The sequence below is a fragment of the Pseudomonas sp. R1-6 genome (assembly GCF_051132115.1).
In the GTDB taxonomy this organism is placed as follows: domain Bacteria; phylum Pseudomonadota; class Gammaproteobacteria; order Pseudomonadales; family Pseudomonadaceae; genus Aquipseudomonas.
This window is the reverse complement of record NZ_CP071662.1, coordinates 1,695,731-1,712,537: the sequence shown is the minus strand read 5'-3', so window position 1 is coordinate 1,712,537 and position 16,807 is coordinate 1,695,731. Positions and strand designations below refer to the sequence as shown.

Here is a 16,807-nt window from a genome sequence, read left to right as displayed (position 1 = left end):
CTTTATAACTCATGGAACCGTTCCACGATGCCCAAGCCTGCCGTTGCGCTCGACTTATTATTGCTGCCGACCTGGTTGGTGCCTGTCGAACCCGCCGGTGTCGTGCTCAAGGATCATGGCCTGGGCATTCGCGACGGTTGCATCGTGTTCATCGGGCCACGGGCCGAAGCCATGAGGTGCGACGCCGCTGAAGTCCGCGAATTGCCCGGCATGCTGCTCAGCCCGGGCCTGGTCAACGCCCACGGTCACGCGGCGATGACGCTGTTCCGCGGCCTGGCCGATGACCTGCCGCTGATGACCTGGCTCGAACAGCACATCTGGCCCGCCGAGGGCAAATGGGTCGATGAGGATTTCGTCCGCGACGGCACCGACCTGGCGATCGCCGAGCAGATCCAGGGCGGCATCACCTGCTTTTCGGACATGTACTTCTACCCCAAGGTCGCCAGCGACCGCGTCCATAACAGCGGCATCCGCGCGCAAATAGCCATTCCCATTCTCGACTTTCCGATCCCCGGCGCCGCCAACGCCGACGACGCCATTCGTCAGGGCATCGAATTATTCGGCGACCTCAAGCACCACCCGAGGATCAAAGTCGCATTCGGCCCGCATGCGCCATACACCGTGGGCGACGACAACCTGGAGAAGATCCGGGTGATCGCCGAAGAACTGGACGCGGCCATCCACATGCATGTTCACGAAACCGCCTTCGAAGTGCAGCAGGCTGTGGATAATACCGGCGAGCGGCCGATGGCCCGACTGGCGCGGCTTGGCCTGTTGGGGCCACGCTTCCAGGCGGTGCACATGACCCAGGTCAGCGACGAGGACCAGGCCCTGCTGGTAGAACACAACTGCAGCGTGATCCATTGTCCGGAGTCCAATCTGAAGCTGGCCAGCGGCTTCTGCCCGGTGGAGCGCCTGTGGCAGGCTGGCGTCAACGTCGCGGTCGGCACCGACGGTGCGGCGAGCAACAATGACCTGGACCTGCTGGGCGAAACCCGCACCGCCGCCCTGCTGGCGAAGGCCGTTGCGGGCTCGGCCACCGCCCTGGACGCCCACCGTGCGCTGCGCATGGCCACGCTCAACGGCGCCCGGGCTTTGGGCATCGAAGCGACGGTCGGTTCACTGGAAGTCGGCAAGGCCGCCGACCTGGTGGCCTTCGACCTGTCCGGGCTGGCGCAACAACCGGTCTACGACCCGGTTTCGCAGTTGATCTACGCCACGGGCCGGCATTGCGTCAAACACCTGTGGGTGGCCGGAAAACAATTGCTGGAGGAAGGTCGCCTGACTCGCATGGACGAGTCGCAACTGACTGCCACGGCCCAGGCCTGGGGCCGGCGGGTGAGCGGCCAGGACGAATAGCACGCCCTTTGAGCCAAGGCTCGGGGTCACTGATTTTTCAAGTTTTTCGAGGATCTTCACATGAGCAACGTCGACCACGCCGAAATCGCCAAGTTCGAAGCCCTGGCCCATCGCTGGTGGGACCGCGAGAGCGAATTCAAACCGCTGCACGACATCAACCCGCTGCGGGTCAACTGGATCGAAGAGCGCGTCAGCCTCGCGGGCAAGAAAGTCCTCGACGTCGGTTGTGGCGGCGGCATCCTCAGCGAAGCCATGGCCCTGCGTGGCGCCACTGTCATGGGCATCGACATGGGCGAGGCGCCGCTGGCGGTTGCGCAATTGCATCAGCTTGAATCCGGCGTCAGCGTGGAATATCGGCAGATCACCGCCGAAGCCCTGGCCGAGGAAATGCCCGGCCAGTTCGACGTGGTCACCTGCCTGGAGATGCTCGAGCACGTGCCGGACCCTTCGTCGGTCATCCGCGCCTGCTTCCAGATGGTCAAGCCCGGCGGCCAGGTGTTCTTCTCCACGATCAACCGCAACCCGAAGGCCTACCTGTTCGCCATCATCGGCGCCGAATACATCATGAAGCTGCTGCCGCGTGGCACCCACGACTTCAAGAAATTCATCCGTCCTTCCGAGCTCGGCGCCTGGAGCCGCATGGCCGGGTTGACCGTCAAGGACATCATCGGCCTGACCTACAACCCGCTGACCAAGCACTACAAGCTGGCCGCCGACGTTGACGTCAACTACATGATCCAGACCCTGCGCGAGGAATAAGTCGATGCGTCTCAAAGCGGTTCTCTTCGACATGGACGGCACGCTGCTCGACACCGCGCCCGACTTCATCGCCATCTGCCAGGCCATGCGCGCCGACCGTGGCTTGCCGCCGATGAACACCCAGCACATCCGCGACGAAATCTCCGGCGGTGCCCGGGCGATGGTCGCGGCGACGTTCTCGATGGACCCCGAATCGCCGGGCTTCGAAGAACTGCGCCAGGAATTCCTCGACCGTTACCTCAAAGGGTGCGCGGTCCACAGTCACCTCTTCGATGGCATGGCCGAAGTGCTGGCCGACATCGAGGCGGCCAACCTTATCTGGGGCGTGGTCACCAACAAACCGGTACGTTTTGCCGAGCCGATCATGCAGCAGCTGGGCCTGGCCGAGCGCTCGAAAGTGTTGATCTGCCCCGACCATGTGAAAAACAGCAAGCCGGATCCCGAACCGTTGACCCTGGCCTGCAAGATGCTCGACCTGGATCCGGCCAGCGTGCTGTTCGTGGGTGATGACCTACGCGATATCGAGTCGGGCCGCGGCGCTGGCACCAAGACCTGTGCGGTCACTTATGGCTATATCCATCCAGACGACAATCCCAAGCACTGGGGCGCGGATGTGGTGATCGACCATCCCCTGGCCCTGCGTGAAGTGCTGGATAACGCGTTGTGCAGTTGCTGATCTGAGGCCCGCTCTTGTGGCGAGGGAGCTTGCTGTGGCGAGGGGATCTATCCCCGCTGGGGTGCGCAGCGTCCCCAAAAATATAACTGCCACCGCAGTACATCAAACCGAACCCAGAGGGGCGGCGCGACGTTTCGATAAATCCCCTCGCCACAACTGCGCACCACTGACGCATTGTTTTGTTTCGTGAGGTTTCTTTATGTTTGATTACTCCGCCCGCCCCGACCTGCTCGAAGGCCGCATCATTCTCGTCACCGGGGCCGGCCGCGGGATCGGCGCCGCTGCCGCCAAGGCTTATGCCGCCCATGGCGCCACCGTGCTGTTGCTGGGCAAGACCGAGGCCAACCTGACCCAGGTCTATGACGAAATCGAAGCGGCCGGCCATCCGCAACCAGCGGTGATTCCCTTCAACCTCGAAACTGCCCTGCCCCATCAATACGATGAGCTGGCCGCCATGATCGAGACCGAGTTCGGTCACCTCGACGGGCTGCTGCACAACGCCTCGATCATTGGTCCGCGCACGCCGCTGGAGCAGCTTTCCGGCGAGAATTTCATGCGCGTGATGCAAGTGAACGTCAACGCCATGTTCATGCTCACCAGCACGTTGTTGCCGCTGCTCAAATTGTCCAAGGATGCCTCCGTGGTGTTCACTTCCAGCAGCGTCGGACGCAAAGGCCGGGCGTATTGGGGCGCTTATGGCGTGTCCAAGTTCGCCACCGAGGGGCTGATGCAAACTCTCGCTGACGAAGTCGACACCGTAGCGCCAGTGCGTTCCAACAGCATCAATCCCGGCGCCACCCGCACCAGCATGCGGGCCCAGGCCTACCCGGGAGAAAATCCGCTCAACAATCCGACACCCGAAGAAATCATGCCGGTCTACCTGTACCTCATGGGACCTGACAGCCAGGGCGTCAATGGCCAAGCGCTCAACGCGCAGTGACAGCCATCCGCGTCGCGGCGGTTTACCGTCGCGACGCACCCTTCCTCGATGCGCCACCCAACCGAAACGCCAAGCCGTCGCCGCCCCTTGCTCGCATTACGACCACCGTCAGTCATCAACGCCTTGATTCAATAGTGGTTTTTATCAAGGTGAACTGAATGGCACGAGTTTCGCTCTAACCCTTTTAAACACGCCGTGTCCGGCGAGTAGCGAACATTGCGAAGGGTTTATGCCTGCCAGATAAAGCGGACTAAACTCAACTCAGTGTCCTTCGGGACTGATGGATCAGTACGACGCGTAGCCTAGGGCCACCTCACCCCCGCCGGTCAGGATCGATAAAGTTCAGGGGCTCACGCCATATGAAAACGCCCACACAGACCAACGCGATCGACTTTGATAGCGCCAAGTTGCAGCGCCTGGGCCTGGCCCAGCCGTCTCCACTCGTGGCGCGGCCCGTCAGCCTGTCCCAGCTGCGCCAGCAACTTGGTCAACAGTTGCAGACCAGCCTGGAACCGCAACGGATCCTTGGCTTGTTCTTCCGCGAAGTGCAACGGCTGGTGCCCTTGGACGCGCTGGCGTATCAGCACAAGCCCAGCGACCTGCGTATGGAATTCGGCCAACGCGGGCACCACAACCTCAGCTACAACCTCAGCCATGAAGGCGAACATCTGGGCGAGCTGGTGTTCCGCCGCAATCAGCGCTTTACCGAGTCGGAACAGAGCGACCTGGAATCGACACTGTCTTCGCTGTTTTTTCCGCTGCGCAACGCCTTGCTCTACCGCGCCGCCACCCAAAGCGCCCTACGCGATCCGCTGACCGGCACCGGCAACCGCATCGCGATGGACCAGACGCTGGAACGTGAGATCGACATGGCCCGGCGCCACATGCAGCCACTGTCGCTGTTGATGCTGGACATCGATCATTTCAAGCGGATCAACGACACCCATGGGCATGGTGTCGGCGATGAAGTGCTCAGGGCCGTCGCTGACTCGATCAAGAGCCATCTGCGCAATGTCGACATGGTGTTCCGGTTTGGCGGGGAAGAGTTCCTGATCCTGCTGGCCAACACCAGCCGGGATGCCGCGGCCATGGTCGGCGAACGGCTGCGTTATGCCGCCCAGACCCAGGATTATTTCGCCGGCGGGACGAGGATTGAACTGACCGTCAGCCTCGGCTGCGCGACATTGCTGCCGGGCGAGTCGGCCGAAAGCCTCTTGCGCCGAGCCGACAGTGCGCTGTATGTAGCAAAGCGCGAGGGCAGAAACCGGTTGACGATGGCGGGCTGAAGCCCCAACTGCTTGACGCCGACACACCGCCATCGCGAGCAGGCTCGCTCCCACAGGGGATTGGCGGTGTACATCAGATTTTTTCGATCCCCACAAAACCACTGTGGGAGCGAGCCTGCTCGCGAAGGGGCCGGGCCTGCCAACACAAGATTAAACTGCCAGCCCGCCATCGCGAGCAGGCTCGCTCCCACAGGGGATTGGCGGTGTACATAAGATCTTCACTCACCACAAAACCACTGTGGGAGCGAGCCTGCTCGCGAAGGGGCCGGGCCTGCCAACGCAAGGTTAACTGCCAGCCCGCCATCGCGAGCAAGCTCGCTCCCACAGGGGATTGGCGGTGTACATAAGATCTTCACTCACCACAAAACCATTGTGCGAGCGAGCCTGCTCGCGAAGGGGCCGGGCCTGCCAACACAAGATTAACTGCCAGCCCGCCATCGCGAGCAAGCTCGCTCCCACAAGGGATTGGCAGTGAACATAAGATCTTCACTCACCACAAAACCACTGTGGGAGATTCTATGTTGCAGGGGAACCCTGCAGCATAGAATTAGAGCGATATTCGCTCTGGTTTTTCATCAGGGCGAATGCCACCCGACACAATTTACGGGCGAGGCTCACCAACGCTTGGGTTCTGGCGAAACCTCTTGCCAAGCAGGACTCGTAGTAAGGCTTCCAGACTGGAGACCGGCAAGCCGCCATTGCTGCGGTGTGTGCCAAGCGTCGCAGCTCGCCATCTCCTTTCTTGCTCAGGTGTCTGGGACTGTGTTTTTTTCCGGAGTCTTTTGGCCTCAGGTCCATCCCTAAAAAGGCAATGAACGCATCGCCGCTGGCGAAGTCACCTCGCATGAATGCGGTCGCCAGGCTTGTTGCCGTCAGTTCGCCCACACCCTCAATGGCTTTGCAGCGGTTGATATTCTCAGTAATCCCCGCCCCTTGGCTGGCTTCACGCAATAACTTCTGAATGGCCCGATCGCTTTGCTTGAAGGCGTCCAGTTGCTGGGTCAGGATATCTTTCAGAAGCGGTTCGCTCGACCAGCTCAGCATGAGGCTGACGCGAGCTTTGATCAGTTCTGCACGCTTGCGTAGCAGGCTTCTTAGCACTTTGTAGGCATCTGAAGGTGGTGTCCAGGCACGTAACCGTTGCTGTTCATTCGTCAGATAACGCGCCAGCAAACGTGCATCACAAGGGTCGGTTTTTGCCCGCTGCCCAATGCTTTCGCGGTAATGGGCCACACGATAGGCATCCACAACATAAACCCTGTGCCCCATCCCATGGGCCAGTTCAGCCGTATCCAGGTGATAAAAGCTGGTGGCTTCCAAGGCAATCAAGCTTTGCGCTGGCAACATTTTGAGCCAACGGACAAGGGCTTCACGATTGTTATCGACGATTTGAATGCTTTTCAGATCCTCGCGATAAGCGACAATTTCAGCCTTGGCGACATCAATACCGATAACCGCTGGAGAGGTAAGGATTGTCATCTCGAATCCTCGGAGCTAGGGTTTAGATGCTTGTCGGGGTCTACCGTAGCGCTGGCTTGCTTCTATCGTCGGTTTTACCGATGAATTCCTTATCGGCGCTTTAGGTAGAAAGGGCGGGATGAGAAGTCTCCCACGGTCCGTACTGGCTAGAGTCGGAATCGAGCTTTTAGTCCTGCCCACCCCTTCAAGTCTAAACATACAAGCGAGCTTGCTCGCGAAGGGGCCGGGTCTGCCAACACAAGGTTAACTGCCAGCCCGCCATCGCGAGCAAGCTCGCCCCCACAGGGGATTGGCGGTGTACATCAGATTTTTTCGATCCTCACAAAACCACTGTGGGAGCGAGCCTGCTCGCGAAGGGGCCGGGTCTGCCAACACAAGATTAACTGCCAGCCCGCCATCGCGAGCAGGCTCGCTCCCACAGGGGATTGGCGGTGCACATCAGATTTTCGATCCCCACAAAACCACTGTGGGAGCGAGCTTGCTCGCGAAGGGGCCGGAACATTCAACACAAGGTTGACGGTTCAGACCGCTTTCGCGAGCAAGCCCGCTCCCACAGGAGGGTCAAGCTATCGGGTGTCAGCTACCCGCCAACGCCAGGCGCTCGCGGCTGGGCGGGGTTTTCTCGGCTACGCCCGATTGCTCCAGCTGCATGCATCGTTCCAGGAACAGATACATGTAGTCGTAGCTCTTGCAAACGGCCTGCCGCAGCTCCACCTGCAGCGCCTTGCTCGGGTTCATACCCGCCAGTGTGCAGATGATTTCCAGCGCTTCCCAAGGGTGGGCATCGTCATACTGGGCATGCATCTTCAGCCATTTCATGGCCCGCTTGCGGTCTTCCTCGGCGAAGGCCGATGCGTAGACGCCATTGGAGCAGACCAGCGCCGACCATTCCCCGGTCGCGCCCTCGATGGCGTAGTTGGTCGCCGCGATCGCCACGATCAGCGAGTCCGCCGAGCTGGTGTGCCAGCACCAATGGCTCAGTGCGTGCAGCTCGGGCGGCACCTGCTGTGCCTGGAGATCCTCGAGCGTCACACCATGGGCGGCGCTCCAGTTCACCCAGTAGTCGGCGTGATTGAGTTCGACACGAATGTTGCGCATCAGCCAGCGACGCGCCATGTCCTCGCCAGGGTGGCGGGCAAAGCGGGTCTTGGTGAGATTCTGTGCCATGTATAAAGCGAACTGTTCAACGACCGGCCAACCACCAATGAGGTAGTGGCGCATGGTCTTGGCGCTGAGCTTGTTGTCACGCATGCGTTGATACAGCTCGTGTTCGACAACCCGGCGCTTGCTCTCGCTGCAATCTGTAATGAGCTGCTGTGCCCATTTCGGATAGCTACTAGCGTCCATGAGCGGGCCTGTTCGGTTGAATGTGTCGATCACTGTCGGGCTCCTTTTGATTGTGATTTTTTGCGGACCAACAAGAGTTTCAGCGGAACGTGCCGGGGGCCTTGAATAACAACGGCTGGGGCCTGGCCGGCCTGCACTGCAATGTGTCACAGGTAAACATTTGTGGACGCTCGATAACATACCCCTGAGCGTAATCCACGCCAATCTCAAGCAATGCCTGTTCGATCTGTACCGTTTCTACGAACTCGGCAATCGTACGCTTACCCATGACGTGGCCGATATGATTGATCACTTCGACCATTGCCCGGTTAATCGGGTCGTCCAGCATATCCTTTACGAAACTCCCATCGATCTTCAGGAAGTCTACAGGTAAATGTTTCAAGTAAGCGAATGAAGACATTCCGGCACAAAAGTCATCCAGGGAAAAGTAACAACCCAAGCCTTTGAGTTCATTGATAAAGCGGATCGCACTGCCCAGATTGGAAATTGCACTGGTCTCGGTAATTTCAAAACAAATCATTTCTGGTGGGATGGCGTACGTCTCAAACTGTTTACGCAGGAAGTCCAGGAATGCCTGATCTCCTATAGTCGTGCCTGACAGATTAATCGCACACATTGCCAACGGACCCCGCCTTGATTCGTTCAGGCACTGGCGAATGATCCTGAAAACATTCTCCACTACCCAACGGTCCAGCGAAGTCATCAGACCATAACGTTCCGCCGCCGGGATAAAACTGTCCGGCAGGATCATCCGGCCCGCCTCGTCATGCAGGCGCAACAGGATTTCAATGTGACCGCCGCCATGGTCACCCGGACCCAATGCGGCAATTTCCTGGGCGTAGAGACAGAAGCGATTTTCTTCCAGGGCCATATGCAGGCGCTGGACCCAGGCCATCTCGCCGAAACGCAGGGACAGTTCCGAATCGTCGGCATGGTAGACCTGGACCCGGTTGCGCCCTTTTTCCTTGGCCATGTAGCACGCCATGTCCGCGGCCCGCAGGGACGCCTCCAGCGTGGTCGGACTCTGGGCGATGTGCACGAGGCCAATGCTCACGGTGGTCACGAATGGCCGGCCTTTCCATACAAAATGCAGGTTCTGTACGGTCTGGCGCAGACCTTCGGCAATTTTTTCCGCCGCGTCCGGCGAACAGTTTTCCAACAAGATGCCGAACTCATCCCCGCCCAGCCGGGCCAATGTATCGTTTTCCCGCAACCCCGATTGCAGCAGCGCGCAAATATGGCGCAGCAACTCGTCACCCGCGGCATGACCGCACGTGTCGTTGACCAGCTTGAACTGATCCAGGTCGAGAAACATCAAGGCGTGGCGGCCCACTTGACGAGTCAGGTTATGCAGGGCCTGTTCGAGGCGGTATTCGAATTCGCGACGGTTCGCCAGGCCGGTCAATGCATCGTGCGTGGCCTGCCAGGACAGGTTGGCGATGTACTGCCGCTCCTGGGTCATGTCGTGCAATACCAGCACCGCGCCGCTGACCTTGCCCGCGTGGCGGATCGGCGCACCGACCAGCGTGACCGACACGGTGCTGCCGTCCAGCCTCTGGATCAGCTTGGAATGCTCGCTGCCGCCGCCAAGCCGCCCGCTGAGGATATGCTCGATCAATGTCAGCCCCTCGGTCTGGGCATTGTCATCGAGCAGATTGAACAGCGCCGCCAGGGGCAGCCCCGCCGCATGCTCGGCTTTCCAGTGCGTCATCGCTTCGGCCGCGGGGTTCATGTAGGCGATGGCGCCTTCAACGTCGGTGGTGATCACCCCGTCGCCGATCGATTGCAGGGTGATCTGCGCCCGCTCCTTCTCTAACTGCAGCGCGTTGGCGAAGACTTGTCGCTGGGCCAGCAATTTATGCGTGCGCAACAGCGCCAGCACGATCAGCCCCAGGGCCGTGGCGAAGTTGGTCACGAGCAACAGGCGCAGGATGAACCGCGACCCCTCGCCCAGCGCATCGCTGAAAGCCTTGGCGGCCGGCGTCACCGAATCGTTGATCGCGAAAATCTGCGCTTTCCAGCCTCGCACGTCGTTTTCCGTCGCCTCCCCCGCCGTGATGCTGCGATGCATTTGTCGCGCGACATTATCCAGCTCGGTGAGGTAGCCATCGCCCACTGTCCAGAGGTCGATGGCCTCTTCCAGATAACTGAAGTGGCGAAAGTTGAGGTACAGCCAGATCAGGCTGGAAACGTCGTCCGGATGATTCCCGCCCTGGAGGATCCCGGCCCGCGCCGCTTCCAGGTCCGGCGGTTGGCGGTCGAGGGCCACGCGAAGGTCATGGCCGCCCTCAGGCACGGCGATGGCCTGTTGGTATTTGCGGAAAATCGATTCGTCACGGCTGTCGGCATACAGGTTGAGGTAATAAATGGCGTCTTTCTGGCCCTTGGACCAAAGACTTTCCCCCGCCACATATCCGCGTACCGCAGACAAGACATACAGGCTGACGCCGCCAAGCAATGCTTGAAATAGCACAACGGCAATAAAGGGCCAGACAATGCCCAACAATCGTGGCGTTCCGAGAGTCCGCTTTTGCTTCATGAGGTCCCTTGCACAAGCATTGCCAATGAGCACCCGCGAGAATTCCGCTCCAGATTCCACAGCCTAGGCTAGTTTTCGATCCTTCGAACGAATGGATCACGGGATCGCTTGGCTTGGGGTGGAGATTCGGACGAATCGGGGGCTCTGGCTGATTTTTTTCCGATACTAAGCACAGAAAAGCAAAGGAAACTCAAGGTCGCTGTATTTGTTGCAAGTGACCATAGAGTCGAGCGTACAAACCACCCTCGGCAATCAGTTGCAGATGGTCGCCGTCTTCGGCGATTTGCCCGCCGTCGAATACCAACACCCGGTCGGCCTGTTTCACCGCCGATAACCGGTGGGCGATGATCAAGGTGGTGCGCCCGTGCAGGAACTTCGCCAATGCCTGGTGCAGGTTATATTCAGTGGCGGCGTCCAGCGCCGATGTGGCTTCATCGAGAATCACCACCCGGGGATCGGCCAGGACCATGCGCGCAATCGCCAGTCGCTGACGCTGCCCGCCCGACAACCTCACCCCGGATCGACCCACGACACTCTCCAGCCCCATAGGCAGCGCCCGCACTGTCGATTCGAGCTGGGCGATCGCCAGTGCTCGCCAGCAATCCTCATCGCTGCAATCGCGACCCATGGACAAATTGGCCCGCACCGTGTCGTTGAACAGCGCCGGGTGCTGAAGCACCACCGCGACATTTTCCCGGATGGTTTCCAGGCCGATTTCCTGTTGGCTCGCGCCCCCGAACCGAATACTGCCGGCCTGTGGCGTATAGAGCCCCAACAGCAGTTGCACCAGGGTGCTTTTTCCGCCACCGCTGGCCCCGACGATTGCGACCTTTTCCCCCGGCGAGATGGACAGGTTCATCTGATCGAGCACCCGCTCCTCGCCGTAGCCAAAACTGAGTCCCTGGATGTCGATGCCTACCGTGTCCCGCCCTTTGAATGGGTCGACGCCACCGTCGTACTGAGGCTCATCGGCGCGGGCCAGCAATTCGTTGATGCGATTCAAGGCGCCGGACGCCGCGTAATAGGCGTATTGCAGGTTCAGCAGTTGCTCGACTGGGCCAATCATGAACCACAAGTAGCTGAACACCGCGAGCATCTGGCCCACGGACAGGTCCGAAAACAACACGGTGAGCATGGCCGCGGCGCGGAAAATGTCGATGCCGAACTGGAACAGCAGGCCACTGGCACGGTTCGAGGCGTCGGTTTTCCATTGTGAATTCACCGCGTAGTCCCGGACATCCCGGGCACGCATCCCCAATCGTCCGAGGAAAAATCCCTGGCGGTTACCGGCGCGTACTTCCTGGATGGCATCCAGGGTTTCAGTCAGCGCCTGGGTGAAACGCGAGGTGCTGTCGTTTTCCAGCTTCTTCAGGTGCTTGACCCGCTTGCCCAGTTGCACCGTGGCGTAGATCACCAACGGATTGAACAACAGGATCAGCAGCGCCAGCTTCCAGTGCATCCACATCAGGATCCCGGCGGTGCCCACCAGAGTCAGCATGGCCACCAGGAACCGGCTAAGGGTTTCGCCGACGAACTTGTCCAGGGTGTCCAGGTCGGTGACCAGATGGGTGGTCACGGTGCCGCTGCCCAGGCTTTCGTATTCGCCGAGGGAAATGCGTTTGAGGCGTTCAATCAGCCGGATACGGATGCGATAGACGATGTCCTTGGCCAGGCTGGCGAATAAACGGGCCTGCAAGACGTTGAACAGCAATGCGCCGCAACGCAGTGCCAACGTCACGAGCAGCATCAACCCAATGTAGCCGGCCGCACTCTGCCAGGCCGCCGGCAGCGCATGATTCATGACCTTCAATGCCGCGTCGCCGTGACCCAGCAGGACTTCGTCCACCAGTAACGGCAGCAACAACGGGATGGGTACGCTGCACAGCGTCGCCAGCACGGCAACGCCGTTGGCGATCCACAGGGCTTTCTTGTGCTTGAGGGCCAGGCGACGGATTTCCGCCCAGCTCAACCGATCGATGCGCCGCGTGGCGGATACGCCATCACCGGGCAGGTCAGGCACAGGCCGCGCGCTCCAACCAGCGGCCCAGCAGCGGGGCCAACTGATCCAAAGGTTGGTAGCCGTTGGTCAGCAAGGCCAATTGGCCGTCCCGTTCGGCCAGCAGCGTGGGGAACCCGGCGATGCCCAGGTCTTGTACCCAAGTGAAATCAGCGGCCGTGGCGGCATGCTGATCGGCGCGATCGAAGGCGGCGGCAAACTCGATGCGAGGCAGCCCGGCCTGCTCCGCCAGTTCCACCAGGACGCTGGCGTGAGTCACGTCGCGACCCTGTGCATAAAAAGCCTGCTGGATCAGCTTCATCAGCGTCCAGGCCATGTCCGGCGCCAGGCTGCGGGCCGTCACCAGCGCGCGGCAAGCGGGCTCGGTGTCATAGACAAAACCGTCCGGTAGCGCACCCTCGAGCTTGAACGGCTGGCCGGTGGCCTGGGTGACCGCCTGCCAGTGTTCCAAGATGTAGCGCCGAGTCGTCGGCTCCAAGGCCGAACCGCTGCCAGTGCGCAAGCCGCCCACCACCAGGTGCAATTCCACGCCCGCGGCCTGCGCCTGCTCGGCCAACGCCTCGGCCACCGGCGCGAAGCCCCAGCACCAGGAACACATCGGGTCCATCACATACAGCAGGCGCGACGCCATGGCTCAAGCCTCGGAAGGTGTTTGCTTGTAGTTGTAGCCGATCGGGTGCGGCATGTTGCGGGCCTTGGCCAGTTCGATCTGCTTTTGCCGGTCGATGGCGCTGCGGCGGGTCTTCTCGCTCAGCTTGTCCCAGCAGTGCGGGCAACTGATCCCGGGCACGTAGTGCTCGGAGGCGCGATCTTCAACGCTCACCGGCGTACGGCATGCATGACATTGATCGTAGTCGCCTTCGCTGAGATCGTGGCGCACGGTCACGCGGTTATCGAATACAAAGCAGTCGCCGCGCCATTTGGTTTCTTCCTGGGGCACCTCTTCAAGGTATTTCAGGATGCCGCCCTTGAGGTGATAGACCTCGTCGAAACCTTGGCCAAGCATATAGCTCGACGCTTTTTCACAACGAATGCCACCGGTGCAGAACATCGCCACTTTCTTGTGCCGGGTTGGGTCGAAGTGGGCTTTGATGTAGTCGGGGAATTCTCGGAAGCTGGTGGTCTTGGGGTCGATGGCGCCTTCGAAGGTGCCGATGGCCACTTCGTAGTCATTGCGCGTGTCGATCAGCAGGACTTCCGGATCGCTGATCAAGGCGTTCCAGTCTTGCGGCTCGACATAGGTGCCAACCTGCTTGTTCGGGTCCACGCCGTCGACGCCGAGGGTGACGATTTCTTTCTTGAGCTTGACCTTGGTGCGGTAGAACGGCTGCTCGTCGCAGTACGACTCCTTGTGGTCGATATCATCCATGCGCGGGTCGTTCTTGAGCCAGGCCATCAATCCGTCAATCCCTTCGCGGGTGCCGGAAACGGTGCCGTTGATGCCTTCTTCGGCGATCAACAACGTGCCTTTGATGCCGTTGTCGAGCATCGCCTTGAGCAGGGGCTCGCGCAGCTCGACGTAATCTTCCAGGGTGACGAACTTATACAGTGCCGCCACGACAATGGGTGGTGTCATGGGTATTTCTCCAGGTGGCTACCCTCGCAAAGGGTGAACCGGATGCGAAAAAAAACGCGCCGGGTAAGCGGCGCGGTGCGGATTCTAGCAAAAACATATGTATTGCAGGGCTGCAATTGCAAGGCCGGACACTGCCCTGTGGCGAGGGGATTTATCCCCGCTCGGCTGCGAAGCAGGCGCCAGGCTTCCTTCCGGATGGGCCTGCTTCGCAGGCCAGCGGGGATGAATCCCCTCGCCACAACAAGCTACTTCACCCATGACAATCAGTGCTTGCTGCCTCCGGCACAGGTCGGCGAAGCCGGGGCCGCGTCGATCTGGGCCCATTCTTGCGGCGTGTAGGTGTGCAGCGCCAGTGCATGGAATTCGCCCATCAATTCGCCCAGCGTGCCGTAGACCATCTGGTGACGCTTGACCCGATTGAGCCCCTCGAACTGTCGGCTGACCACGACTGCCTTGAAGTGGGTCTGTAACCCACGGCTGTGCATGTGGCTTTCGTCCAGCACTTGCAAGTGCTCGGGCTGCAGAAGCCCAAGGGTCGATTCAATGCGTTGTTGCATGCTCATGCCAGGGCTCCGCTTATGGCTTTTTCTTGGCCGGGGCAGCGGCTTTCGGCTCGAGCTCGGCGGTCATGTCCGCCAGCAGCTTGTTGACCACCGGCACCGCGCTTTCCAGCTTGGCCTGGGTCAGTTGCGCCGATTGCTGGGTCAGCTGGGGCATTTTTTCCAGGACTTTCTTGCCCAGGGGAGACTGATAGAAGGACACCAGTTCCTTGAGCTCCGATTCGCTGAAGTTGCTGGTGTAGAGCTTGACCATGTCCGGCTTGAGCTTGTTCCAGCCGATGGCCTGGTCCAGCGCGGCATTGGCCTTGGCCTGATAGGTCTCCAGCGTGGCCTTTTTCGACTCGGGAGCTTTGGTCTGCTCGAAGCGCTGGGCAAACATCTGCTGTACTTGCATGTAGACGGGGGTACCCAGCTTGTCGGCATGCGCCAGGGTCAGGAACGCTTCGGCACTGGCGTTGTGGCTGGCGGTATCGGCGAAGACAGGGCCGCTGGCACACACCAGAGCAACGGCGGTACAGATGGCACGAAGACGGGTCATCGAGTTTCCTTTTCTAACAGGCGAGGTAAAACCCCAAGGGCGACCATTCTGCGCCTAATAAACGCCGGGGCTCAACCCCGACCCTTGGCGGGGCCGATTGACGGACAGAACCGCGCGCTCCTAGATTGAGGGGTGATTGAGGGAACCGCTGGCGCCCACCAGGGCCTAAACTGCGCATTCAGACCTACAGGAGTTTGACCCGATGAGCCGTATTGAAACCGACAGCCTTGGCCAGGTTGAAGTCCCGGATGAAGCCTATTGGGGCGCACAGACACAGCGCTCCATGATCAACTTTGCCATCGGCAACGAACGCATGCCGCTGTCGGTGTTGCACGCTTTGGCGCTGGTCAAAAAAGCCGCCGCGCGGGTCAACGACCGCAACGGTGACCTGCCCGCCGACATCGCCCGCCTGATCGAGCAGGCCGCCGACGAGGTGCTGGCCGGCCAGCATGACGACCAGTTTCCTCTGGTGGTCTGGCAGACCGGCAGCGGGACCCAGAGCAACATGAACGTCAACGAGGTCATCGCCGGGCGCGCCAATGAGCTGGCGGGCAACCCGCGAGGCGGCAAGAGCCCGGTTCACCCCAACGACCACGTCAACCGTTCCCAGAGTTCCAACGACTGCTTCCCCACCGCGATGCACATCGCCGCCGCCCAAGCCGTCTACCAGCAATTGCTGCCGGCCATCAGCGAGTTGTCGGGTGGTCTCGCGGAACTGGCGGCGCGCCATATGAAGCTGGTCAAGACCGGCCGTACCCACATGATGGACGCCACGCCGATCACGTTCGGCCAGGAACTGTCCGCGTTCATCGCCCAACTCGATTATGCCGAACGAGCGATCCGCGCCGCCTTGCCGGCCGTCTGCGAGCTGGCCCAGGGCGGCACGGCGGTGGGCACAGGGCTCAATTCCCCCCATGGTTTTGGCGAAGCGATTGCCGCTGAGTTGGCGGCGTTGTCCGGCTTGCCCTTCGTTACCGCGCCGAACAAGTTCGCTGCGCTGGCGGGCCATGAGCCGCTGACCACATTGTCCGGCGCGCTGAAGACCCTGGCCGTGACCCTGATGAAAATCGCCAACGACCTTCGCCTGCTGGGTTCCGGGCCGCGAGCGGGGTTTGCCGAGGTGAAATTGCCGGCCAACGAGCCGGGCAGTTCCATCATGCCTGGCAAGGTCAACCCGACCCAGTGCGAAGCCTTGTCGATGCTCGCCTGCCAAGTCCTGGGCAACGACGTGGCCATCGGTTTCGCCGCCAGCCAGGGTCACTTGCAGCTGAACGTGTTCAAGCCGGTGATCATCCACAACCTGCTGCAATCGATCCGCCTGCTGGCCGATGGCTGCAGCAACTTCCAACAGCACTGCATCGCCGGCCTCGAACCGGATGCCGAGCAGATGGCGGCGCACCTGGAACGCGGATTGATGCTGGTGACGGCGCTGAACCCGCACATCGGCTACGACAAGTCGGCGGAAATCGCCAAGAAAGCCTACAGCGAGGGGCTGACCCTGCGGGAGGCCGCGTTGCAGCTGGGGTACCTGACCGATGAGGAGTTCGAGGCCTGGGTCCGGCCGGAGAACATGCTGGAGGCCGGTGGGCAGGGTTGAGTTTGTTGTCCTGAAGGCCGCAATCGCGAGCAGGCTCGCTCCCACAGGGGCCGGTGTGGGCCTTGATGTCGAGTCCACAGACGAACCCATGTGGGAGCGAGCCTGCTCGCGATGGCGCCAGCAGGGTCGACATC

The 16,807-nt window shown here is 60.6% G+C and carries 14 protein-coding genes; 6 read left to right on the top strand and 8 right to left on the bottom strand.

Annotated features, from left to right (window positions below; all coding sequences use genetic code 11):
* Nucleotides 1-27: 27 nt before the first annotated feature.
* The 5 genes from J3P81_RS08015 (at nucleotide 28) to J3P81_RS07995 (ending at nucleotide 5,020) form a co-directional block, all read left to right on the top strand.
* Entirely contained in the window at nucleotides 28-1,359 is a 1,332-nt protein-coding gene (locus J3P81_RS08015; protein WP_434563058.1) for a TRZ/ATZ family hydrolase, read from the top strand.
* Nucleotides 1,360-1,419: 60 nt separating this feature from the next.
* The gene (gene ubiG, locus J3P81_RS08010) at nucleotides 1,420-2,118 is read left to right on the top strand and encodes a bifunctional 2-polyprenyl-6-hydroxyphenol methylase/3-demethylubiquinol 3-O-methyltransferase UbiG (protein WP_434563056.1); all 699 of its coding nucleotides are present in this window, start codon (nucleotides 1,420-1,422) and stop codon (nucleotides 2,116-2,118) included.
* A 4-nt stretch (nucleotides 2,119-2,122) separates the two neighbouring features.
* The gene (mupP, locus tag J3P81_RS08005) at nucleotides 2,123-2,794 is read left to right on the top strand and encodes an N-acetylmuramic acid 6-phosphate phosphatase MupP (protein ID WP_420767783.1); all 672 of its coding nucleotides are present in this window, start codon (nucleotides 2,123-2,125) and stop codon (nucleotides 2,792-2,794) included.
* A gap of 199 nt (nucleotides 2,795-2,993) precedes the next feature.
* Nucleotides 2,994-3,734, top strand: a complete 741-nt coding sequence (locus J3P81_RS08000; protein ID WP_434563054.1) for a YciK family oxidoreductase — start codon at nucleotides 2,994-2,996, stop codon at nucleotides 3,732-3,734.
* Nucleotides 3,735-4,093: 359 nt separating this feature from the next.
* Nucleotides 4,094-5,020, top strand: a complete 927-nt coding sequence (locus J3P81_RS07995) for a GGDEF domain-containing protein (protein WP_420767781.1) — start codon at nucleotides 4,094-4,096, stop codon at nucleotides 5,018-5,020.
* A 516-nt stretch (nucleotides 5,021-5,536) separates the two neighbouring features.
* Here the strand turns inward: J3P81_RS07995 and J3P81_RS07990 are convergent.
* The 8 genes from J3P81_RS07990 to J3P81_RS07955 all read right to left on the bottom strand — a co-directional run bounded on the left by J3P81_RS07990 (nucleotide 5,537) and on the right by J3P81_RS07955 (nucleotide 15,076).
* A complete protein-coding gene (locus tag J3P81_RS07990; RefSeq protein WP_434560453.1) occupies nucleotides 5,537-6,499 on the bottom strand; it encodes an IS110 family transposase in 963 nt (320 codons plus the stop codon).
* A gap of 576 nt (nucleotides 6,500-7,075) precedes the next feature.
* On the bottom strand, nucleotides 7,076-7,846 hold the full coding sequence (locus J3P81_RS07985) for a TenA family transcriptional regulator (RefSeq protein ID WP_420767904.1): 771 nt from the start codon (nucleotides 7,844-7,846) through the stop codon (nucleotides 7,076-7,078).
* A 79-nt stretch (nucleotides 7,847-7,925) separates the two neighbouring features.
* Nucleotides 7,926-10,385, bottom strand: coding sequence for an EAL domain-containing protein (locus J3P81_RS07980; protein ID WP_434563052.1), 2,460 nt, complete (start codon nucleotides 10,383-10,385; stop codon nucleotides 7,926-7,928).
* Between the two features lie 190 nt (nucleotides 10,386-10,575).
* Nucleotides 10,576-12,405, bottom strand: a complete 1,830-nt coding sequence (locus tag J3P81_RS07975) for an ABC transporter ATP-binding protein (RefSeq protein ID WP_434563050.1) — start codon at nucleotides 12,403-12,405, stop codon at nucleotides 10,576-10,578.
* Complete coding sequence (locus J3P81_RS07970) at nucleotides 12,398-13,000, bottom strand: DsbA family protein (protein ID WP_420767913.1); 603 nt, start codon at nucleotides 12,998-13,000, stop codon at nucleotides 12,398-12,400. Before J3P81_RS07970 ends, J3P81_RS07975 begins: the two co-directional genes overlap by 8 nt.
* A gap of 36 nt (nucleotides 13,001-13,036) precedes the next feature.
* Nucleotides 13,037-13,978: a rhodanese-related sulfurtransferase gene (locus tag J3P81_RS07965; protein WP_420767907.1), complete on the bottom strand. Its 942-nt coding sequence runs from the start codon at nucleotides 13,976-13,978 to the stop codon at nucleotides 13,037-13,039.
* 263 nt (nucleotides 13,979-14,241) lie between these two features.
* The gene (locus J3P81_RS07960) at nucleotides 14,242-14,541 is read right to left on the bottom strand and encodes a BolA family protein (protein ID WP_420767908.1); all 300 of its coding nucleotides are present in this window, start codon (nucleotides 14,539-14,541) and stop codon (nucleotides 14,242-14,244) included.
* 13 nt (nucleotides 14,542-14,554) lie between these two features.
* Nucleotides 14,555-15,076: a DUF2059 domain-containing protein gene (locus J3P81_RS07955; protein WP_420767909.1), complete on the bottom strand. Its 522-nt coding sequence runs from the start codon at nucleotides 15,074-15,076 to the stop codon at nucleotides 14,555-14,557.
* Between the two features lie 202 nt (nucleotides 15,077-15,278).
* On the opposite strand from J3P81_RS07955, the gene J3P81_RS07950 reads away from it, so the two are divergent.
* Nucleotides 15,279-16,673, top strand: a complete 1,395-nt coding sequence (locus J3P81_RS07950; protein WP_030141034.1) for a class II fumarate hydratase — start codon at nucleotides 15,279-15,281, stop codon at nucleotides 16,671-16,673.
* Nucleotides 16,674-16,807: the final 134 nt, after the last annotated feature.